Annotated in this window: 20 protein-coding genes; 10 read left to right on the top strand and 10 right to left on the bottom strand. The window is 71.2% G+C overall.

Going from position 1 to position 21,091, the window contains the following annotated elements:
* Positions 1 to 120: 120 nt before the first annotated feature.
* Complete coding sequence (gene glpK / locus EG812_RS04805; protein ID WP_126710832.1) at positions 121 to 1,638, bottom strand: glycerol kinase GlpK; 1,518 nt, start codon at positions 1,636 to 1,638, stop codon at positions 121 to 123.
* A 257-nt stretch (positions 1,639 to 1,895) separates the two neighbouring features.
* Here glpK and EG812_RS04800 point away from each other — a divergent pair, with 257 nt between their 5' ends.
* A complete protein-coding gene (locus EG812_RS04800) occupies positions 1,896 to 2,402 on the top strand; it encodes an ATP-binding protein (RefSeq protein WP_013734274.1) in 507 nt (168 codons plus the stop codon).
* Positions 2,403 to 2,426: 24 nt separating this feature from the next.
* Here EG812_RS04800 and EG812_RS04795 read toward each other — a convergent pair whose 3' ends face one another.
* Entirely contained in the window at positions 2,427 to 2,741 is a 315-nt protein-coding gene (locus EG812_RS04795; RefSeq protein ID WP_013734275.1) for a TraR/DksA family transcriptional regulator, read from the bottom strand.
* A gap of 114 nt (positions 2,742 to 2,855) precedes the next feature.
* Between EG812_RS04795 and EG812_RS04790 the strand changes: the two genes are divergently transcribed.
* The 4 genes from EG812_RS04790 (at position 2,856) to EG812_RS04775 (ending at position 6,183) form a co-directional block, all read left to right on the top strand.
* Positions 2,856 to 3,068 carry a hypothetical protein gene (locus EG812_RS04790; protein WP_126710831.1) on the top strand — a complete coding sequence of 71 codons (213 nt, stop codon included), beginning with the start codon at positions 2,856 to 2,858 and terminating at the stop codon, positions 3,066 to 3,068.
* A 105-nt stretch (positions 3,069 to 3,173) separates the two neighbouring features.
* Entirely contained in the window at positions 3,174 to 3,563 is a 390-nt protein-coding gene (locus tag EG812_RS04785) for an SCP2 sterol-binding domain-containing protein (protein WP_013734276.1), read from the top strand.
* Positions 3,560 to 5,602 (top strand): amylo-alpha-1,6-glucosidase, encoded by a 2,043-nt coding sequence (locus tag EG812_RS04780; RefSeq protein WP_126710830.1) that lies wholly within the window; start codon positions 3,560 to 3,562, stop codon positions 5,600 to 5,602. The genes EG812_RS04785 and EG812_RS04780 overlap by 4 nt, the downstream gene beginning before the upstream one ends.
* A gap of 68 nt (positions 5,603 to 5,670) precedes the next feature.
* Positions 5,671 to 6,183: an NUDIX domain-containing protein gene (locus EG812_RS04775; protein ID WP_043721148.1), complete on the top strand. Its 513-nt coding sequence runs from the start codon at positions 5,671 to 5,673 to the stop codon at positions 6,181 to 6,183.
* A 26-nt stretch (positions 6,184 to 6,209) separates the two neighbouring features.
* Here the strand turns inward: EG812_RS04775 and EG812_RS04770 are convergent, their stop codons facing one another.
* Positions 6,210 to 7,379, bottom strand: coding sequence for an LLM class flavin-dependent oxidoreductase (locus EG812_RS04770; protein ID WP_126710829.1), 1,170 nt, complete (start codon positions 7,377 to 7,379; stop codon positions 6,210 to 6,212).
* A 169-nt stretch (positions 7,380 to 7,548) separates the two neighbouring features.
* Here EG812_RS04770 and EG812_RS04765 point away from each other — a divergent pair, with 169 nt between their 5' ends.
* The 3 genes from EG812_RS04765 to EG812_RS04755 are packed head-to-tail and all read left to right on the top strand — an operon-like array spanning position 7,549 to position 10,048.
* Complete coding sequence (locus EG812_RS04765; protein ID WP_126710828.1) at positions 7,549 to 8,517, top strand: aliphatic sulfonate ABC transporter substrate-binding protein; 969 nt, start codon at positions 7,549 to 7,551, stop codon at positions 8,515 to 8,517.
* Positions 8,514 to 9,350 carry an ABC transporter permease subunit gene (locus EG812_RS04760; protein WP_126710827.1) on the top strand — a complete coding sequence of 279 codons (837 nt, stop codon included), beginning with the start codon at positions 8,514 to 8,516 and terminating at the stop codon, positions 9,348 to 9,350. The genes EG812_RS04765 and EG812_RS04760 overlap by 4 nt, the downstream gene beginning before the upstream one ends.
* A complete protein-coding gene (locus EG812_RS04755; protein WP_126710826.1) occupies positions 9,323 to 10,048 on the top strand; it encodes an ABC transporter ATP-binding protein in 726 nt (241 codons plus the stop codon). Before EG812_RS04760 ends, EG812_RS04755 begins: the two co-directional genes overlap by 28 nt.
* Positions 10,049 to 10,107: 59 nt before the next feature.
* On the opposite strand, the gene EG812_RS04750 is transcribed toward EG812_RS04755, so the two are convergent.
* Together EG812_RS04750 and EG812_RS29230 are read right to left on the bottom strand one after the other, a co-directional pair.
* The gene (locus tag EG812_RS04750; RefSeq protein WP_013734283.1) at positions 10,108 to 11,259 is read right to left on the bottom strand and encodes a YeiH family protein; all 1,152 of its coding nucleotides are present in this window, start codon (positions 11,257 to 11,259) and stop codon (positions 10,108 to 10,110) included.
* Entirely contained in the window at positions 11,259 to 11,402 is a 144-nt protein-coding gene (locus EG812_RS29230) for a hypothetical protein (protein ID WP_013734284.1), read from the bottom strand. Before EG812_RS29230 ends, EG812_RS04750 begins: the two co-directional genes overlap by 1 nt.
* 278 nt (positions 11,403 to 11,680) lie before the next feature.
* Here EG812_RS29230 and EG812_RS04745 point away from each other — a divergent pair, with 278 nt between their 5' ends.
* Both EG812_RS04745 and smpB read left to right on the top strand, forming a co-directional pair.
* Complete coding sequence (locus tag EG812_RS04745; protein ID WP_126710825.1) at positions 11,681 to 13,981, top strand: hypothetical protein; 2,301 nt, start codon at positions 11,681 to 11,683, stop codon at positions 13,979 to 13,981.
* 51 nt (positions 13,982 to 14,032) lie between these two features.
* On the top strand, positions 14,033 to 14,524 hold the full coding sequence (gene smpB / locus EG812_RS04740) for an SsrA-binding protein SmpB (RefSeq protein ID WP_013734286.1): 492 nt from the start codon (positions 14,033 to 14,035) through the stop codon (positions 14,522 to 14,524).
* On the opposite strand, the gene EG812_RS04735 is transcribed toward smpB, so the two are convergent.
* From EG812_RS04735 to EG812_RS04715, 5 genes are all read right to left on the bottom strand, one after another.
* Positions 14,510 to 15,580 (bottom strand): hypothetical protein, encoded by a 1,071-nt coding sequence (locus EG812_RS04735; RefSeq protein WP_013734287.1) that lies wholly within the window; start codon positions 15,578 to 15,580, stop codon positions 14,510 to 14,512. The genes smpB and EG812_RS04735 overlap by 15 nt on opposite strands.
* Positions 15,484 to 16,596: a glutamate ABC transporter substrate-binding protein gene (locus EG812_RS04730; RefSeq protein WP_233579377.1), complete on the bottom strand. Its 1,113-nt coding sequence runs from the start codon at positions 16,594 to 16,596 to the stop codon at positions 15,484 to 15,486. Before EG812_RS04730 ends, EG812_RS04735 begins: the two co-directional genes overlap by 97 nt.
* Positions 16,597 to 16,703: 107 nt before the next feature.
* Complete coding sequence (locus EG812_RS04725; protein WP_102659583.1) at positions 16,704 to 17,114, bottom strand: type II toxin-antitoxin system Phd/YefM family antitoxin; 411 nt, start codon at positions 17,112 to 17,114, stop codon at positions 16,704 to 16,706.
* 75 nt (positions 17,115 to 17,189) lie between these two features.
* Positions 17,190 to 18,071, bottom strand: coding sequence for an MHYT domain-containing protein (locus EG812_RS04720; protein ID WP_013734290.1), 882 nt, complete (start codon positions 18,069 to 18,071; stop codon positions 17,190 to 17,192).
* 165 nt (positions 18,072 to 18,236) lie between these two features.
* Positions 18,237 to 21,014: a DEAD/DEAH box helicase gene (locus EG812_RS04715; RefSeq protein ID WP_126710823.1), complete on the bottom strand. Its 2,778-nt coding sequence runs from the start codon at positions 21,012 to 21,014 to the stop codon at positions 18,237 to 18,239.
* Positions 21,015 to 21,091: the final 77 nt, after the last annotated feature.

Raw genomic sequence — 21,091 nt, 5'->3', positions numbered from 1 at the left:
CCTCTCCACGCCTGGCCCCCGTGCCCGACATCGGGGATGTTAAGCCACATCGGCCGGATATGCCCGGCAACGGCCCGTCAGTGGGCGCGCCCCGCCGGCGACCGGCACCGGGAGGTGAGGTCACTCCACGTCCACCCAGTCGAGCGTGCGCCCGACCGCCTTCTGCCAGCCCGCGTACCCGGCCGCGCGTTGCTGCGCCGACCAGGACGGGTGCCACCGGCGGCTCTCGTTCCAGTTGTCCCGCAACTCGTCGGTGTCCTTCCAGAAGCCGACGGCCAGCCCGGCGGCGTACGCGGCGCCCAGCGCCGTCGTCTCGGCGACTGTCGGCCGGCTGACCGGCACACCGAGGATGTCCGCCTGCAACTGCATGCACAACTCGTTCACGGTGACCCCACCGTCGACCTTGAGACACTCCACGGCCACCCCGGAGTCCTGCGCCATGGCCTCGGCCACGTCCCGGCTCTGGTAGCAGATCGCCTCCAGCGCGGCCCGGGCGAGGTGGGCGTCGGTGTTGTAGCGGGACAGCCCGACGATGGCCCCTCGGGCGTCGGCGCGCCAGTACGGGGCGAACAGGCCGGAGAAGGCCGGTACGAAGTAGACCCCGCCGTTGTCGTCGACCTGCCGGGCGAGGTCCTCGCTCTGCGCGGCGGTCCTGATGATCTTCAACTGATCGCGCAGCCACTGCACGGCGGAACCGGTGACGGCGATGCTGCCCTCCAGCGCGTACACCGGCTGTTCGCCGGCGAACTGGTAGCAGACGGTGGTGAGCAGTCCCGACTCCGAGCGGACGATCTCCGTACCGGTGTTGAGCAGCATGAAGTTGCCCGTACCGTAGGTGTTCTTGGCCTCGCCCGGCGCGAAGCAGACCTGCCCGACGGTGGCGGCCTGCTGATCACCCAGGTCGCCGGTGATCCGGACCGTGCCGGCGAACGGACCGCCCGACGCGGTGGTGCCGTAGGCGTGTGGGTCCGACGACGCGACGATCCGGGGCAGCATCGCGCGGGGAATGTCGAAGAACGACAGCAGCTCGTCGTCCCAGTCGAGGGTCTCCAGGTTCATCAACATGGTGCGGCTGGCGTTCGTGGGGTCGGTGAGGTGCACACCGCCGTCGGTGCCGCCGGTGAGATGCCACAGCAGCCAGGTGTCGGTGTTGCCGAAGATCGCCTCGCCGCGTTCGGCCGCGGCCCGCACCCCGTCGACGTTCTCCAGGATCCACTGGATCTTCCCGCCGGAGAAGTAGGTCGCCGGTGGCAGCCCGGCCTTGCGCCGGATGATCTCACCGCGACCGTCGCGGTCCAGGGCCGCGGCGATCCGGTCGGTACGGGTGTCCTGCCAGACGATGGCGTTGTAGTACGGCCGGCCGGTGCGCCGGTTCCACACCACCGTGGTCTCCCGCTGGTTCGTCACGCCGAGCGCGACCAGGTCGGAGGCGGCCAGGCTGTGCGTGTTCAACGCGGTACGCACCACCGTCTGGGTCCGTTCCCAGATCTCCAGCGGGTTGTGCTCCACCCAGCCGGCCCGCGGCAGGATCTGCTGGTGTTCCAGCTGGTGGCGACCCACCTCGTTGCCGCCATGGTCGAAGATCATGAAGCGGGTGCTGGTGGTGCCCTGGTCGACGGCGCCGACGAAGTCAGCCATGTCCGGATCTCCTTGTCATGCTCGTCGCGCCCCTGGCCACTACGGGCGCGGTCCGGCCACGCCGCATCCGACTGTGGTGGCGGAGCGTGGCAACGGATTGAAGCAGAGCAAAGCACGACCAGGGCACGGCGGCCACCGCGACGCCCGCCGCACCCGACCGGCGCATCGGGCCGCGAAGCGTCGCCGAACCGTCCGCTCGCAGGAGCTTGCCGTCGGGCAACGGGTGCGGATGTCGCCGGACGACGTAATCTGCCAGCATGAGCAACCTCGACCGACCGGATGCCAGCGGCCCGGACGGCGCCTCATCCGGCGGTGACGAGGTCGACTCATTACTCTCGCTGTCGTTCACCGGGCAGACGGTGACCGCGCTGCGACACCTGCTCGCCGCGCGGATCGCCGCCGCCGGTCTGCGCGGCGACGCGGCCGAGGATCTCGTCCTGGCCGTCCACGAACTGGTCACCAACGCCGTGCTGCACGGGGGCGGCCGGGGCCGTCTCGAACTGCTCCGGTACCCCGACCGCCTGGTCTGCGAGGTGAGCGACCACGGGCCCGGCGGGCTCGGCCTGACCGTGCAACGGCCGGCCACCGACACCCCGGGCGGTCGCGGGCTCTGGTTGGCTCATCAGCTGACCGGAGCGTTGACCCTCACCCACCGCAGCGATGGCATGACCGCCACGGTCACCGCCCCACTGATCTCGGGCCCGACCGACCCCACCCGGGCGGAGGGCACCGCAACTGGCGACGGCGGGCTGCCGCACCGGTGATCCGGTCCGGCAGCCCGTGCCGGGTCAGCCGTTCTGCTTCTGCTGGCAGGGCACGCAGAAGCGGGCCTGCGGCAGGATCTCCAAGCGCTCACGCGGGATGGCCGTGCCACACTTCTCGCAGTCGCCGTAGCTTCCGCTGCTCATCCGTCGCAACGCGTCGGTGATCTGGGCCAGGCTCTGGCGGGTGGCGGCGATCAACGCGGCGTTGGTGTGTGCCTCGGCCGGGTCGCCGGTGTCAGCGGTCAACTCGGTCAGCCGCGCGGTCTGCGCTTCGAACTCGTGCGTCAACGTCGTCCTGAGGTCGGTCAGCCACTTCTGGTCGAACGTGTCGGTGCTCATGTCGGATCCCTCTCCTGGAAAATAGAAAAGGGCCGAAGCCTTTGGCTTCGCCCTTGGTCGTCCGGTGGGTTGGACGATTCCTGGAGGGCTCCGGCCTGCGGGGCTCGGCTGGCCGTGACCAACCTGCCCGGAAACCCAGACCGTGCGAACCGCCGCAGCCAGCACCGGCGTCGCCGTGACGACGGCGACGCGGTTCATCAGCGCGACGGGGTACATCGAACCACCATAGACGCATTCGCAGGGCAAACCAACGGCAATATCGAGGACCTGGCCGCCGGAGCCGACGGCCCGGCCGAGGAGGGCTCGTACCAGGATCAAAGCCGCTAAAGTGACAAACAGCGGCGGGGTCTGCGCTCCACCCGACCGACCGTTCGCGCGGATTCGGTCCTTCGCTGCCGATCGTCGCCGGACGGGACCCTTGGAGTTGGTGCGATGTCGGAGTCGGTTCGGGCGTTTTTCGACGACCTCACCCACAGCGGTGGTCGGATGCTCCGGAAGGTCTCCGGCAGCGTGCGCTTCGATCTCGCCCACCCCCGCGGAGTGGATCACTGGCTGGTCACCATCGACCAGGGCCGGATCACCGTGTCCCAGGGCGGCGCGGTGGAAGCCGACACGGTGATCGGCGCCGACGAGACGTTGTTCCTCCGGATGGCGCACGGGGAGATCAAGCCCTTGTCCGCCTGGCTGCGCAACGACTTCACCGCGGACGGCGAGTTCCGTTTCGTGATCATGTTGGAGCGCCTCTTCGCCCCGCCGAAGGGGGCCCGCCATCCGCGGGTCGCGGCGATGCTGCCGTCGGCGGACGATCGGGAACCCGCATGAAGCGGATGGTACGCATCCTCGACGGCAACATCTTCGCGCTCAGCGAGGACAACGGGGACATGACCTTCGACCCGCCCAGCCCGAGCGGGTTCTTCGTCTTCGACACCCGCTTCCTGTCCACCTGGCGGCTGACCCTCGACGGCGAGCAGTTGCACCCGCTGGCGATCCACGAGCCGAGCTACTACGAGATCCGCTTGTTCCTGGTCCCCGGCAACCCGACGCACTACGTCGACGCGAAGGTCTCGATCATCCGGGACCGGTGGATCTCCGACAGCAGCTTCACCGAACGCCTCACCGTGCTCAACCACACCTGCGAGCCGGCCGAGTACGTGTTACGCATCGACATCGACAGCGACTTCGCGCCGATCTACAACGTGGTCTGGCCGCGGGCGACGCGGTTGCGCGGATATCGGGAGGTGTTCGAGGACCGGTTGCGGCTCGGCTACCGGCGGGAACGGTTCCACCGCGCCACCGAGGTCTCGACGACCGAACCGGCAGCTGTCGACAACCAGGGGATGACCTACCGGATACAGGTCGACCGACAGGGGCGGTGGAGCACGACCCTGACCGTCCGGAGCCTGGTGCTCCGCCCGGACGGTGCCGACGTACGCGAACAGTTGGGGCACACGCACGGCCAGGTCGGCACCCAGTTGCGCCACGACCTGAGCCGGTGGCTGGCCGACGCGCCCCGACTGCACTGTGACTGGCAACCGCTGACCACGACCTATCGACGCGGCCTGACCGACCTGGCCGGCCTGCGATTCGCCCCGCTCGCGATGCCGCACGAGACGATGCTCACCGCCGGCCTGCCCTGGTCGGCCACCATCGTGGGCCGCGACGCCATCCTCACCTGCTACCAGACCCTGCCCTTCGTCCCCCGCACGGCCGCCACCACGCTCCGGCTGCTCGCCCTGGACCAGGGCACGGTGCTCGACGACTTCCGGGACGAGGAACCCGGGAAGATCCTCAACGAGTTCCGGTACGGGGAGTTGGCGGCCTTCGAGGAGCGACCCCAGTCCCCGTACTTCGGCGGCGCGGACGTCACGCCGCTGTTCGTCGTACTGCTCGACGAGTACGAGCGGTGGACCGGCGACGGCCAACTGGTCCGCGACCTGGAGGAGGCCGCCCGCGCGGCCCTGCACTGGATCGACGAGTACGGCGACATCCGCGGCGACGGCTACCTCTGGTACCGGCGGCGCAACGAGAACAGCGGTGCCATGAACCACTGCTGGAAGGACTCGCCGGAGGCGATCTGCTACCGCGACGGCCGGCTGCCGGGACTGCCCCGCGCCACCTGCGAACTGCAGGGTTACGCGTACGACGCCCGACGTCGTGGGGCCCGGCTGGCCCGTGAGTTCTGGGGTGACCCGGCGTACGCCGACCGCCTGGAACGGCAGGCCGAGGAGCTCAAGCAGCGGTTCAACCGGGACTTCTGGATCGAGCAGGGCGAGTACTTCGCGCTGGCGCTCGGCCCGGACGGCGACCACGTCGACGCCCTCGCCTCGAACATGGGCCACCTGCTGTGGAGTGGCATCGTCGACGAGTCCCGGGCCCCGGCGGTGGCCCGACACCTGCTCGGGCCCCAGATGTTCTCCGGCTGGGGAGTGCGGACGCTGGGCACCGGACAGGCCAGGTACAACCCGCTCGGCTATCACCTGGGCACGGTGTGGCCGTTCGACAACGCGTTGATCGCCGCCGGGCTGCGCCGGTACGGCTTCGTCGCCGAGGCCGGGATCATCGCCGAGGGCGTCATCGACGCCGCCCAGCACTTCGGCGGGCGGATGCCGGAGTCGTTCGCCGGCTACGAACGGGCTCTGACCCGCTATCCCGTGCCGTATCCGGCGGCGAACAGCCCGCAGGCCTCCGCGACCGGCTCGACCTTCCTGCTGCTGCGCACCCTGCTCGGCCTCGAACCGTACGGCGAACACCTGGTGGTCCACCCCGCCATCCCGCAGCGTTTCGGCCGGATCGAGTTGCTCGACATCCCCGGACGGTGGGGGCGGATGGACGCGATCGGCAACGCCCGCATCACCACCTGACCACACCGGACGGTCGACCCCGACCCGGGCCGGCGACCACGGGCGGGCGGGGCGTAACGTGCATCGACATGACCGGAGTGGCCCATTCGCACTGCTCGTACTGCGGCACGGCATATCCCGCGGAGGCCGGTTGGCCCCGGCTCTGCGCGAACTGCGGTCAGACGGTGTGGCGCAATCCGCTGCCCGTCGCGGTGGCACTGCTGCCGGTGCTCACCCCGGACGGTATCGGTGTGGTGGCCGTGCGGCGTGCCATCGAGCCCGCCCGTGGGCTGCTCGCCCTACCCGGCGGCTTCATCGAGTACGGCGAGCGGTGGGCGCAGGCGCTGGTGCGCGAACTGCGGGAGGAGACCGGGCTGGTCGCCGACCCGGACCAGGTCGACCTCGTCGCGGTGCAGAACGCGCCGGCGGGCGGCACCCTGCTCGTCTTCGGTGAACTGCCGGCGCGCCCGATCGAGGAGCTGCCCGCCTCCGCGCCCACGGCGGAGGCCACCGAATGGTTGGTGCTGACCCGGCCGACCGAGTTGGCCTTCTCCACGCACACCGAGGTGCTTGCCGACTTCTTCGCCCGCCACGCCGGCTGACCCGCCCGGTTCCGCGTGACGACTCCCTAGCCGCGCCCCGCCGGCACCGGTGGGGTGGCGAACGGGATGCCGGTGGGTTCGGGCACGGTCACCGCCGGTCGGGCCGGGTGCCGCCACAGGCCACGCTCACCCAGCACCGGCAGCACTCCCTCGCCGAACCAGTATGCCTCCTCCAGATGTGGCTGTCCGGACAGGACGAACTCGTCGATGCCGAGGGCGTGGTACTCGGCGATCCGGTCGGCCACCTCGGTGTGGCTGCCCACCAGGGCGGTGCCCGCGCCGCCGCGGACCAGCCCGACGCCGGCCCAGAGGTTCGGCGAGACCTCCAGGCCGTCGCGGGACCCGCCGTGCAGGTCGAGCATCCGGCGCTGCCCCTCCGACTCGCTGCGACGCAGCCCTTCCTGGGCGGCCCGGATGTCGGCGTCGGCGATGCCGTCGAGCAGCCGGCGGGCCTGCGCCCACGCGTCCTCGCTGGTGTCGCGGGCGATGACGTGCAGCCGGATGCCGAACCGGACGTCGCGTCCGGCTTCGGCGGCCAGCCCTCGGATCCAGTCGAGCTTCGCGGCCACCTGCGCGGGCGGCTCACCCCAGGTGAGGTAGACGTCGCTGTGCCGGGCGGCGACCGGACCGGCAGCGGCCGACGACCCTCCGAAGTAGACCGGCGGCACCGGGTCGGGCAGCCGGGCCAGTCGCGCCCGTTCGACCCGCAGGTACGGCCCGTCGTGGTCGACCGTCGCACCGCCCCACAGCGCCCGCACCACCGTCAGGAACTCGTCGGTACGGGCGTACCGGGCGTCCTTGTCCAGGAAGTCGCCGTAGGCGCGCTGCTCGTGGGCCTCGCCACCGGTGACCACGTTGACCAGCAGCCGCCCACCGGAGAGGCGCTGGAAGGTGGCGCCCATCTGCGCCGCCAGGGTCGGTGAGAGCAGGCCCGGGCGGAAGGCCACCAGGAACTTCAGCCGCTCGGTGACCTCGGTCAGCATGGCGGTGCTCAGCCAGGCGTCCTCGCACCAGGCGCCGGTGGGCGTGAGGGCGCCGACGAAGCCCAACTGCTCGGCCGTACGGGCGATCTGGCCCAGATAGGCGACGGTCGGCGGACGGGAGCCACCGGCTCTGCCCACCGGCACGCCGTGACCGCCGCCCACGATGTCCCGGCTGTCGCCGTACGTGGGCAGGAACCAGTGGAAGGTCAACATGGCTCGATCCTCCGGGCGCGGGTTGGCTGCTCCGACCGGCCGTCCTCGACGCGCTCGGGAACGACCACGCGAACAGACTACCCATAAAACCTATCGAGTTAGTAGGCTGCTGTCGCCGCTGGACCTCATCGATGTCCACGGGACCCCTTTTCGCCGTCGAGGAGTGCTCATGCGTACCCCTGCCCCGCGCCGTTCCCGCGTCGTCACCGCCGCCCTGACGGTGCTCACCCTGGTCGCCGTCGGGGCGCTGACCGGCTGCGCCGACGATCCGGCCGGCAGCGACGACACGCCCCGACTGCGCATCGGCTACCAGCGTTTCGGCGGGCTGAGCCTGGTCAAGGCCCGAGGTGAAGCGCCGGACGCCGAGTGGTCGCTGTTCGAGAGCGGACCGGCGCTGACCGAGGCGCTCAAGGCCGGCTCCATCGACATCGGCCAGACCGGAGAGGCACCGCCGATCTTCGCCGCCGCCGGCCGGATCCCGTTCCAGATCATCGGGACCTCGGAACCGGTCCCGCAGGGCGAGGCCGTACTCGTCAAGGAGGACTCCGGCCTGCGCACCTTCGCCGACCTCAAGGGCCGTACGGTGGCGCTCAACAAGGGCTCCAACGTGCACTGGCTGCTGGTCCGCCTGCTGGAGGCCAACAACCTGACGTTGTCGGACATCAACGTCAAGTACCTCAAGCCCGCCGAGGCCCGGCCCGCCTTCGACAACGGGCAGGTCGACGCCTGGATCATCTGGGACCCCTACTTCGCCCTCGCCGAACGACCCGGGGTACGGATCCTCGCCGACGCCACCGGCCTGGCCAGCAACCGCGAGTACGTGCTGGCCCACCCGGACGCGTTGACGAACAAGTCCCCGCAGATCGAGGCGTTCCTGCGCACCTACCGCACGGTCACCGACTGGGGTATCGCCAACCCCACCGAACGCGCCGCGGTGCTCGCCCCGGAACTGAAGATCCCCGAGGACGTCACCAGCCGGGCGCTGGCCCGCAGCGCCCGCGCGCTGGCACCGGTCACCCCGGCCGTCGGCGACGAGTTGCAGGCCATTGCCGACGGGTTCACCACCCTCGACCTGATCCCCGGCACCGTGGACATCCGGGCCCGGATCGACGGGCGATTCAGCGAGGTGTTCGAGTGACCCGGGCGACCGCCGTACGGCCCGCACCTGTCACCGCCCCGGCCACCGCACCGGGCGGGCCCGCACGGCCCGGACGCGGCCTGGCCTGGCGTCGGTCGACCACCCCGCTGCTGCTGGTCCTCGGGTGGGAACTGGCGGCCCGGTCCGGGGTGCTGGCCGCGGAGAAGCTGCCCGCACCCAGCGCGGTGCTGGCCACCGGTTGGCGACTGACCCGCGACGGCACCCTGCTGACCCACCTGCTCGACTCGCTCACCCGGGCCGGCGTCGGGTTGCTCATCGGCGGCGGACTCGCCGTCCTGCTCGGCGCGCTCGCCGGGCTGCTGCGCATCGGCGACGACCTGGTCGACCCGCCGGTGCAGATGGCCCGGATGCTGCCCCACCTCGGGTTGGTGCCGCTGCTGATCATCTGGGTCGGCATCGGCGAGTCGCTGAAGATCAGTCTGGTCGCCCTGGGCGCGTTCTTTCCGCTCTACTTCAACACCTACGCCGGCATCCGGGACATCGACGAACGGCTGGTCGAGGCGGCCCGCACCTGCGGGCTGGGAGCGCTCGCCCGGCTGCGACACGTGGTGCTGCTGGGCGCGCTGCCCGCGCTCTTCCTCGGCCTGCGGCTGGCCATCGGCGCGGCCTGGCTCAGCCTCGTGGTCGGCGAGCAGGTCAACGCCCAGACCGGCATCGGCTTCCTGATGATGGAGGCCCGTGAATTCAGTCAGACCGACGTGGTGGTCCTCGGCCTGCTCGTGTACGCCCTGCTCGGCCTGCTGTCCGACGTCGCGATCCGGATCGTGGAGAGGAGGACGCTGACATGGCGTCGCGGACTTCGAGCCAGCTGACCGGGCCACTGCTCACCGCGACCGGCGTACGCCGCCGGTTCGGTGCCACCACGGTGCTGACCGGCGTGGATCTGCGCATCACACCGGGGGAAGTGGTCGCCCTGCTCGGCGGCAGCGGCTCCGGCAAGAGCACCCTGCTGCGGGTGCTCGCCGGCCTCGACGACGAGGCCACCGGCGAGATCACGTTGCGCGGCCGGGCGGCGGTGGTGTTCCAGGAACACCGTCTGCTGCCGTGGAAACGGGTGGCGGACAACGTCGCGCTCGGTCTGAGCGGTCCGGACGTGGCCGAGCGGGTCGCCCGGGCGCTGGCCGAGGTCGGCCTCGCCGAGCGGCACCGGGCCTGGCCCGCCGAACTCTCCGGCGGGCAGGCGCAGCGGGTGGCGGTCGCGCGGGCGCTGGTCCGCGAGCCGGACCTGCTGCTGCTCGACGAGCCGTTCGGCGCGCTCGACGCGCTCACCCGGCTGCGGATGCAGGGCCTGCTGCGCCGGCTGCGGGCCGAACACGGCTTCGCCGCGCTGTTGGTCACGCACGACGTGGAGGAGGCACTGCTGCTCGCCGACCGCCTGCTCGTCCTGGAAGCCGGTGTCATCGCCGAGGAACTGCCGGTTGACCTCGGGCCCACCCGCTCCCCCGACGATCCGGCCTTCGGCGCGCTGCGCCGCCGGCTGCTCGACCGCCTCGGCGTACCCGCCCTGTGAGGACCGGCGCGCGGCCGGGAACCGTCGTCCGGTCCCCGGCCGCGCGCCGGTGCCGCCTCTCAGCTGAGGGTGAACCCGGCGAACAACAGCGAGGCCAGGCCGAGCGCGAGAACCAGGTTGAACACGGTGGCAGCACCGAACACCGCGATGGGACGCCAGCCGGCCTGCCGCAGCGCCGCCACCCGGACCTCCAGGCCGATGCTGACGAACGCCAGGATGAAGAACCAGGTCCGCAGGTCGTTGACGATCGCGATGGTGGCCTTGCCGTCGGCGCCGACCGCCTTCAGGTACCAGGTGGCGATCACCGACGCCGCGACGAAGCCGAGGACGAACTTCGGAAAGCGGCGCCACAGTTCACCCAGCCCTGGCCGGGCCGACCCGGGCCGCCGTTCGACGTGCAGGGCGAAGTACGCGGTGAGCGCCACCGCCACCACGCCCATCAACGCGTTCTGGGTGACCTTGACGATGCTGGCGATCTGGAGTGCGTCCTCGCCGGCCAGCGCCCCGGCCGCGGTGACCGCCGCGGTGGTGTCGATGTTGCCGCCGATCCAGGCACCGGCCACCGCCGGTGACAGCCCGAGCACGTCGGCCAACCAGGGCAGCAGGAAGATCGACGGAAGGGCAAAGACGATCACCAGGCTCGCCGTGTAGGCGAGTTGTTCACGACGGGCGCGGACCGCCCCGGCGGCGGCGATGGCGGCGCTGACTCCGCAGATCGACACCGCGGAGGCGAGCAGGGCGCGCAGCTTGTCGTCCAGGCCGAGCCGCCCGGCCAGCCACCAGGTGAACAGGAACACGCCGGAGATCAACAGGAGCGCCTGGGCGATGGCGGGCCCGGCGGCACTGGCGATCACCGCCAGATTGATCGAGGCACCGAGCAGCACCAGGCCGGTCTTGATGAAGAACTCGGTACGGAATGCGGCGGCGATGCGGTCGTGTAACCCGGTCAGCGTGACCACCAGATTGCCGAGCAGACCGAGCACGATGGCGTAGACGGGATATTCGATCGCCGCCGCGACATCCTCCAGCGCCGTGCCGGCCGCCCACTCGGGCACCTGCTGTTCGAGATAGCGGGTGAGCGCGGCGAGGAGCACGACCACCAGCAGGCCGGCGGCCGTCCAGGCCCAGAACCTGCGGTCTCGCGGCGGCGGGGCGAGGAGCCCGGCCTGCGGCGCGGTCTGGGCGGCACCTCGGGTTGCCTCGGTGGCCATCAGGGCACCAGCCCAGCGGGGATCGCACCGGCCAGGACCAGGCAGAGCAGAGCGAGACCCAGGATGGTGGCGGCCCAGTCCTCGTTGATGGAGAACCGGCTTTCGGGTGCGGTGGGTGACGGTTGGGGTTCCAGCTTGGTCATGATCGTCTCTTTCGACAGATCGACGGGGCGGACCGCCCGCCGACGGCGGAAGCACCGATGAAGTAGGCCTATATTCCTACCGGGAAACTAGGTTTTCAAGCCCTTGTCCGTACCCGTTCGTCGGGGCCCGCCGCATCACCGGCAATCCCGTCCGGCACAACGTCCACCCATGCCGCAGGCGTGACCGGCGACGGCGCGGGTAGACGGCGACGCCGCACCCGCAGCGGTTCGGTCGGGTTCCGCCACGCCCGACCGGCGGAGACGACCCCGGGGGACGAATGACAAGCGGACCGCAGGCCCACGTCGATGTCGTGGAACTGCGGGTCCATGGTGTGTCCGGCGCCGGGGCCGAGCAGATCCTGAACCGTCCGCACAGCTACCAGGTCGCCGGGGACGGCAGCGGGGGCTTCTACCGGCCGCATCCGGACTATCCGGATGCCAAGGGCCCGGCCGGGGTGACCCTGGAGGCGTACCGGTGGAGCGATCTGCCCTCCGGGACGACGGTCCGGACCTTGTCGCTGATGTTCCTGTTGCCGTTCATGCTCTGCAACGTCGCCATCTGGATGCGACCGGCGACCCAGGGCACCTCGGGCGCGGGGATCAAGGCGACCTGCCGGCTGCTCGCCCTCACCCTCACCATGCTGTACGTGCTCGCCACGATGGGGGTGGCACTGGACCTGATCGCCGTCCGGTGCATGTCGAACCCGTTCTGCACGGCGAACCGGCCGTGGTTGTCCTGGCTCAGCGGACGACCCACCGGCCTACGCCTGTCGGTGCTCGCCCTGGCACCGGCCGCCGCCCTCGGGCTCGTCTGGCGGCTCGGCACACGACCGGGGCACAACTTCGACGCCTTCCACCGGGCGACCAACGAGTCGAAGCCCCACGCACTCAGCGCGGTGGGTCAGTGGGACGGCGCGCCGCTGGTGGGTCGCCTGCGTTCGCTGCACGTCGCCGCCGGCTTCGCCACCCTGAGCATCGGCCTGCTCATCGCCCGTTGCTTCGCCGGCACGTCGGCGCCGAGTGTCGCTCTCACCGTCGTGGCGACCGCGATACTCGGTGCCTGCGTCACGATGCTCTGCGTCCAGCGGTGGATCGACGCCCCGGACAGCGGACGGGCTGACCGGTTCTGTTCCTTTCTGCGCACCGCTGCCTGCGTGCTCACCGTAATGGTCCTGGTCGTGGTGGCGGTCGACCCGACACCCTGGCGATCGGCGGTGGGGTTGCCCGGATACAGCGTGATGGTCGGCCTGGTCATCCTCGCGCAGACGGCCCTGCTGCTCACCCTCGGCGTGGCGGCCCTCGCCACCCGTGGTCAACTACGCGACAAGGTGAGCGTGGCGGGCCGGGCGCGCGGCGGGGGCATCGACCCGGAGGAGTCGCGGCGTGGATTCGGCTGTGACGGGCTCGGATCGGGACCGTTGCAGGGGCTCGGCGCACCGGTCATCGCCGCCACCGCGACCGGTCTGGCGCTCGCCCTCACCGCAGACCTCGTCTTCCGGGTCGCGGATCTGCTCAATCGCCGTGCCCGGGCCGACGACGAACGCACCGTCTCCGCGCCGCTCGGCTTCAAATGGGCGATCTTCGTGTTCCTGCTGGCGGCGGTGACCGTCCTGGTGGGCGCGGTGGTGCTGAACCTGGCGAGTCGGTCCGTACGGATCAACAGCGCCCGGGCCACCGTGGCCCGCGACTTCCCCCATGCCCCCGCCGCAGCCCGGCACCGGCTGCAGCAGGTCGAACACACCATCGCCCGAGCACGGTTCACCGAACGTCTGGAGACCCTCGCGGTGATCTACGCCGGTGTGGTCGGCGCGGGGTTACCCACCATCCTGCTCGGAATGTTGCAACTCGCCCCCGGCCACGTCGTCGAGCAACTGACCGGGATACCGGAGGCGGCGACCAACTTCGGCATCCAGGTGGGCAGCTTCCTCATCGCGGCCGTGGTGCTCGCCCTGCTCATCGGCGGCATCTTCGCCTACCGCACGGCCGAGTTCCGCCGGTACGTCGGGGTGCTGTGGGACCTGGGCACCTTCTGGCCCCGGGCGGCACACCCGTTCGCTCCGCCCTGCTACGCCGAACGGGCGGTGCCGGAGCTGAGCCGACGGATCACCTACCTCACCGAGCAGGGTCACGGCGTCCTGCTGACCGGGCACAGCCACGGCGCGGTGCTGCTCGCCGCCACGGTGCTGCAACTGCCCCGTGAGGTCTGCGGCCACCTGGCCCTGCTCACGTACGGGTCCCCACTGCGCCGGCTGTACGGGCGACTGTTCCCCGCGTACGTCAACGAGCAGGTGCTGCTCGATGTGGGCAGGCGGGTGAACTGGCGGTGGCTGAACCTGTGGCGCGACACCGACCCGATCGGCGGTTGGGTCTTCTCACCGCACCGCCCGGGCCGGGATCCGGTGCTGCCCGGGCCACCGGGCACCGTCGATCGACGCCTCCGTGACCCGGTCGACGTGGTTCCCCCGCCCGGCGACAGCGTGCCACCACAGATCATCGGGCACTGGCCCGGCGAGGCCGATCCCCGGTTCCGGGCCGCGGTGACGGATCTGGCCGACCGGCTGCGCAACCGGCTGCCCTGAGCAGGGCGCTCGGCGACGTCGGTTCCACCGACGGCGGATATCCTTCGCCGGGTGAGCACCTCCCGCAGTGGCGAGCGGACCTTTGTCGCATCGAACCGCAAGGCCCGGCACGACTACACCATCCTCAAGACGTACGAGGCCGGGATCGTGCTGGCCGGCACGGAGGTCAAGTCGCTGCGGGCCGGCCGCGTCTCGCTTGTCGACGCCTTCGCCCAGGAACGCGACGGGGAGATCATGCTGTACGGCCTGCACATCGCCGAGTACGGCTACGGCAGTTGGACCAACCACGCTCCCCGCCGGACCCGCAAGCTGCTGCTGCGCCGAGTGGAGATCGACCGGATCCTGGCGCAGATCCGGGAGGGCGGGTTCACCCTGGTGCCACTGTCGATGTACTTCTCCGACGGCTGGGCCAAGGTCGAACTCGCCGTGGCCAAGGGCCGCAAATCGTACGACAAGCGTCAGGCGCTCGCCGCCCGCGACGCGGACCGGGAGATCGCCCGCGAGTTGGGCCGTCGTCTCAAGGGGCGGTCACGGCCCAGCTGACGGCGAGGGCGCCGGCAACGGCACCAGACCGCCGCAGCGCGGATCGGGCGGGCCCACCGGTCGACGCGGCATGAGCCATTCCAGCGCGGTGTCCTCCACCGGCCATCGGGCGACGGTGACCCGGCTGCTCGGCACCCGGTCGGCGTCCGGGCAGAGCACCTGCGCCCGCACCTCGTCGTTGGGCAGGAAGCGGACCTCGCCGGAGCGGCTCAGCACGATTGTCATCCGGTCGGTCACCGTCACCGCCTCGCCCAGCACCACCTCCTGGGTCTGCGGCTCACCGACCTCGACGGCCACCGCAGGCAGCAACGGGACGCGCAGGAACACCGCTCCCGTCAGCAACGGCAGCAGCCCGCCGACGGCGTAGATGACCGTCCGGGTCACCGCCGGGGCCATCCGCGCCGGCACCGGGCCGGTCAACACCAGCGCACCGGCGGGCGGGAGCGCCAGCAGCAGGGCCGTGGCCAGCTCGCCGTGTCCGACGGCCGACCGGATGGCCGGTGCGAGCCAGGCGTAGCTGGCCGCCGCCACGACGACCGGCAGGATCAGGCCGGTGGCCAGCAGCAGTCGCGGTCGATCCGGGTAGCGGCTGCGGGTGTGCAGGGCGACCAGCCAGACCAGCATCATCACCAGCCCGGGCAGGAACCGCAGCTGCCAGGTGAGGGCGGCGAGCGCCGCCGCCACGACCAGCACCCAACCCGGCGTACGCGCGGCGGCGTACGCCAGCAGCGAGCGCTCCGGGTCGAACCGCTGCGGGGCGCTGACCTGCAACAGTCGACCGAGCACGACCGGCACCAGCACCACCAGCGGTACCGCCCAGACCAGCGCGATGAGCAGTGCGCTGAGCAGCCCGAGCGGACTGACGTACTGCACCAGCAGCAGCATTGTCGACATGTCCTGTCGACTGAGCCGCCACAACCGCAGCACCAGCAGCAGTACCGGGAATGCCGGCAGCAGGGTCAGCAGCCACTGCTGCGTCTGGCGCGCACCCGGACGGCGGCGGCCGACAGGCCCGGCCGTGGTTGGTTCGGGTGCCGCCAGGCGGACCTCTCCCATGGCCACTGCCGCACCTCCACCTTGTCCGCCGGGCCGGGCGGTGGCTGCTGGTCAACCGCAACCTGCTGCTGATCGTTGTACTTCTGGGAGTAGCCGAAGTAGCGGTCGAAGGCCGTCCGCCACCGCTTGCCGTTACGGCCGTTGCGCGCCTCTTCCAGAGAGAGATTGACCAGGTCACGCATGGCCGGATCGGGGCCGGTGTTGACCCCCCACAGTTCATCACCGTCGGCACCGATGTCGAAGTGACGCAACGGCTTGGGGTTCGTCAGCTTCGTGACCGGCGGTGCCTGCTCGGCGAGGGGCGGAGCCACGAATCCGGCCAGCACCGCCGCGTCGGTGGTGACCGCGTCGATCGTGCCGTCGTACAGCTCCTGGATGCACTGGCTGATCCGGTTGCGGCCGTGGGCCTGCGCACCGGCCGCAGCCAGGTTCTGCTCGGCCGTCGAGGTCGCCAACGTGCAGACCTTGCGGCCGGCGAGATCGGCGAACGTGGTCGGTGCCAGCTTGCTGTCGGCGCGGGTGACCACCGACTGCTCGGTCTGCAGGTAGGGCGCGGAGAAGACCACACCCTGGCGTCGGCGATCCTCGGTGATGCTGTACGAGGCGATGACCAGATCGACGGTGACGAAGCGGCCGTCCGGAGTGCGGGCCTGCCGACGGGCCCGGTCCTCGCTCTCGATGGGCAGAAACCGCACCCGTGGCGCGTCGAAACCGAGATCCTCGGCGATCATGTAGGCGATCTCGATGTCGAAGCCCACGAACGCGCCGTTCTCCAGCAGCTGCGACACGCCCGGCTGATCGTCCTTGACCCCGATCAGCAGCTCCTGCTTGCCGGTGAGCCCGGCTCGTTCCCGCAACTGGTCACGACTGGGCGGGCCGGTCACACTGACCACCCGCACCACCGTGACCGCGGCCACCACCAGCAGCACGAGCAGCGCGGCGAGGCGCAGCCACCGCATCCGGGGCGTGGGACCGGAGCTCGCGGGCGCGCCGCTCGATGCTTCGGATCCGCTCATCGTCACCCCCGGCTACGCCCATCGTGAGGGTCTATTGTGGCCGACCAGCACCACCGGGTGACCCACAGTTACCCAAGCGAGATGCGTGTCGAGGCGACGCAGGACGATCAGCCGTCGAGCAGGTCGGCGTGTCCGGCGCGCAGCCGGGCCAGCTCGGCGTCGCCCGGCGCGGCCCGGCGCTCCAACGCGGCCCACACCTCGGCCAGCGCCGCCCGCATCGCGCGCAGCTCGGCGGCGTGTCGGCGACCGGCCTGCTCACGCTGCGCTTCGAGGCGACGGGACCAACCCGCGGTGACCTCGGCGAGCCGGCCGGCGTCGGCACGAGCCTGCGCGGCGCTGCGGGCAGCGTCGGCCGGCACGATCGCGGCGACCGGCCGGGAGTCACCGTCGCGGGTGACCACGGTGACGGTGTCGGTCAGCTCCGCCATCGCGACGAGCTGACTCAGTCGGGTGCGCGCCTCGCGCAGCGGCAGCGAGCGCGGTGGGGTGTTGCGCGGGGTGAGGGCGGGGACAGCCATGAATACATGATGGGTACCGGGTACGACACTTTCCGCCACCGTCCATGAGGGACCGCGCAGATCGGTGCGCGCGGGTCAGCGCGGCGGGTGGTCCCGGCGGGACGGGAACTGGGCACCGGGGCGGGCCAGGGTCGAGCGGGCACGCAACCCGACCGGGTCCGGCGAGTCGACGCCGACCGGGTCGGCTGCCGGGGCCCGGCGGGCGGCCAGGTAGGCCGCGGCGGCCCGGTCCTCGTCGGTGGGCGCCGCGAGCAGCGCGTAGACCAACCCCACCACGCCGAAGATCACGAGCAGTACGATCGGGATCAGCAGGCTGCCCGCCTCCGCGCCGGCGACCTCCCCCCGCCGCTCGTGCAGGTGCACCGACAGGGCGCTCATCCCGGTGAAGTGCATACCGTTGACCGCCACGCCCATCACCAGCGCCGACGCGAAGATCGCCACGCCGCGACGTACCGTCATCGCGAGCCACAGCGCGGCGGTGGCGGCGACCACGGCGATCAGCACGGAGAGCGCGACCCGGGTGGGGTCGTACCCGAGTTCGCCGTTGAGCCGCATCGCGGCCATGCCGGTGTAGTGCATCGCCGCCACCCCGGCACCGGTGAACAGCCCACCGGCGAGCACCCGTACCGCCGACAGCCGACCGGTGCCGACGATGGCCAGCCCGATACCCACCGCCACCACCGCGAGCAACGCGCTGACAACGGTGACCGGCACGTCGTACCTGATCCGGGAGCCGCTCACGGCGAAGCCGAGCATCGCCATGAAGTGCATCGTCCAGATGGCGGTGCCGCCGATGGCCCAGGCCGCGAGAATTCCCCACCAGGCCCGCTGGCCGGCACTCGACGCGGTACGGATCCGGCCCGCACAGATCAGCCCGAGAACGGACCCCAGAACCGACAGCGCGTAGCTGAGGGCGGGTGTGATCCATCCGTACTCAAAGTGATTGATTTCCGCCACGACGGCTCCCCCCAGAGCTTCCACCGGCACGCGGATTACGCGCCGGTAGAATGATCAGGGAAGCGTTCACCAGGCACAATAGGAACAGTTGTCGGATGCGAACCGTTGCCGTTCGGTGACCTCACCGCCAGCCCGACTCAACCTTACGGTGAGTGACGAAGCGGATCAGGCCGGCGCGTGGTAGGCGAGCACACCCCGGTTGACGACACCGATCGCCTGCCGGGCGGTGGCCCGAAGCTCCGCCGCGGCACCACCGGAGTCGGCGACCTGACCGAGCAGGTCCACCACCTGACGAGCCCAGCGGACGAAGTCACCGGCCGGCATCTCGCCGTCGAGTTCGTGTCCACTGGCCAGCACCTTGGCCAGCGCCTCGCCCCGGGCCCACCGGTAGATCGGCCAGGCGAAACCCAGATCCGGCTCGCGGGTGACGGTCAGACCACGGGCGGCCTCGTCGGCCTCGATCTCGCTCCACAGCTTCAACGTCGCGTCGACCGCCTCGGCGACCGGACCGCGCGGCAGGGACGCCCGTTCGTCGACGTCACGCCGGGCCTCGAAGACCACCACCGAGACCGCGGCGGCCAGTTCGGCCGGCGACAGCCCGTCCCAGACCCCCCGACGTAGGCACTCCGCCACCAGCAGGTCGGCCTCGGTCCAGATCCGACCCAGCATCCGCCCGGCGTCGGTCACCTCGCCCTCGGCGGTGAGATAGCCCCGGGTGGTGAGCAGGGCGACGATCCGGTCGAAGGTACGCGCCAGCGATCCCGTCCGACCGGCCACCCGCTCACGCAACTCCTCGGTGTCACGCTCCAACCGGCGGCGACGCTCCGCCCAACGGGCGTGCTCCTCCCGCTCCGGGCAGGCGTGACAGGGGTGTCGCCGCAACTCGGCCCGCAACTGGGTGAGCTGGTGGTCCTCGCCCGACTGCCGGCCCCGGGCGCCTCGACGGCTGTGCCGGTCCAGGCCGGTGCCGCTGACCTGCGCCGCCAGGTCACGACGGGCCGCCGGGTTGCGGGGGTTGAAGTGCTTGGGCACCCGGATGCGGGCCAGCACCTCGGCCGGCGTGGTGAAATCGCCGGGGCTGATCCGCCCGGCCCAGCGATCCTGGGTCAGCACCAGCGGACGCGGCTCGCTGAACCCACCGGCGGCCGGGTCGAGCACCACGGCCAGGCCGGCGCGCCGACCCGACGGCACCCGGATCACGTCACCGACACGCAGCCGCTCCAACGCGGCCACCGCCGCCGCCCGGCGCTGGCTCTGGCCCTGCCGGGCGAGCGCCCGCTCCCGGTCGGCGATGGACACCCGCAGCGCGAAGTACTCGTCGAAGTCACCGTGGTGGCACTCCGCCTCCACGCCGTACGCCTCGATGGTTTCGGTGTTGCGCTGCACCTGCCGGGCCAGGCCGACCACCGACCGGTCCGCCTGGAACTGGGCGAACGAGGACTCCAGCAACGCGCGGGCCGGGTCGGCGCCGACGCTGCCGACCAGGTTGACCGCCATGTTGTACGAGGGCCGGAAGCTGGACCGCAGCGGGTACGTGCGGGTCGACGCCAGACCCGCCACGTGCCGGGGGTCGGTTTCCGGGGACCACACCACGACGGCGTGCCCTTCCACGTCGATGCCCCGCCGCCCGGCCCGCCCGGTGAGCTGGGTGTACTCCCCCGGCGTCAGGTCGACGTGCGCCTCGCCGTTGTATTTGACCAGGCGCTCCAGCACCACGCAGCGGGCCGGCATGTTGATGCCCAGGGCCAGGGTCTCGGTGGCGAAGACCGCCTTGACCAGCCCTCGGACGAACAGCTCCTCGACGACCTCCTTGAACACCGGCAGCATCCCGGCGTGGTGGCTGGCCAGCCCACGCTCCAGGCCGTCGAGCCATTCCCAGTAGCCCAGCACCGACAGGTCCTCGCCGGGGATGGCGGTCACCCGGGACTCCACCACCCGACGGATCTCGGCCCGTTCCTCGGGCGAGGTGAGTCGCAGCCCGGCGGCCAGGCACTGCTGCACGGCCGCGGCGCAACCGGCCCGGCTGAAGATGAACAGGATCGCCGGCAGCAGCCCTTCGCGGTCCAGCCGCTCGACGATGTCCGGCCGCGACGGCCCACGCCAGCGCGGTCCCCGCCGCCCGCCCCAGCCGGCGGCGCGTCCTTCGCCCAGGTCGAGACGGCGGACCGTCTCCCGGGTGTAGCGCAGCAACTCCGGGTGCACATCGTGCTTACGGGCGGCGGCCGCATCGTGGAACAGGTCGAACATCCGCTTGCCGACCAGCATGTGCTGCCACAGCGGCACCGGCCGGTGCTCGCTGACCACCACCGTGGTCTCGCCCCGCACGGTGATCAGCCAGTCGGCGAACTCCTCCGCGTTGGACACGGTCGCCGACAGCGACACCAGGGTGACCGAGGCGGGCAGGTGGATGATGACCTCCTCCCACACCCCGCCCCGGAACCGGTCGGCGAGGTAGTGGACCTCGTCCATCACCACGTACGCCAGGCCCTCAAGGGTGGCCGAGCCGGCGTAGAGCATGTTGCGCAGCACCTCGGTGGTCATCACCACCACCGGGGCGTCGCCGTTGATGGCGTTGTCGCCGGTGAGCAGCCCGACCTGCGCGGCGCCGTAGCGGTCGACCAGATCGTGGTACTTCTGGTTGGACAGCGCCTTGATCGGCGTGGTGTAGAAACACTTGCGTCGCGCGCCGTCGGTCGGCACCGGCTGCCCGGGCGTGCCGCGCAACGCCAGGTGTACGGCGAACTCGCCGACCACGGTCTTGCCGGCGCCGGTGGGCGCGCACACCAGCACGCCGCTGCCCCGCTCCAGCGCCTGACACGCCTCACGCTGGAAATCGTCAAGATCGAACCCGATGTCAGAGGTGAATTCTTCCAGCGCCGGGAACTGTGAGGCCTGGGCGGCCCGGCGGCGCGCCGCGGCGTACCGCTCGGCGGGGCTCGACATGTTCTCAAGATTAGTCCGTACGCCTGACAGGTACCCGGCAAGGCCGACCGGCAGCCGGGTCGGAGGGGGTCGGTAGG

The organism is Verrucosispora sp. FIM060022, from assembly GCF_003977705.1.
Taxonomy (GTDB): Bacteria; Actinomycetota; Actinomycetes; order Mycobacteriales; family Micromonosporaceae; genus Micromonospora; species Micromonospora gifhornensis.
This window is presented reverse-complemented; position numbering and strand designations above follow the sequence as displayed.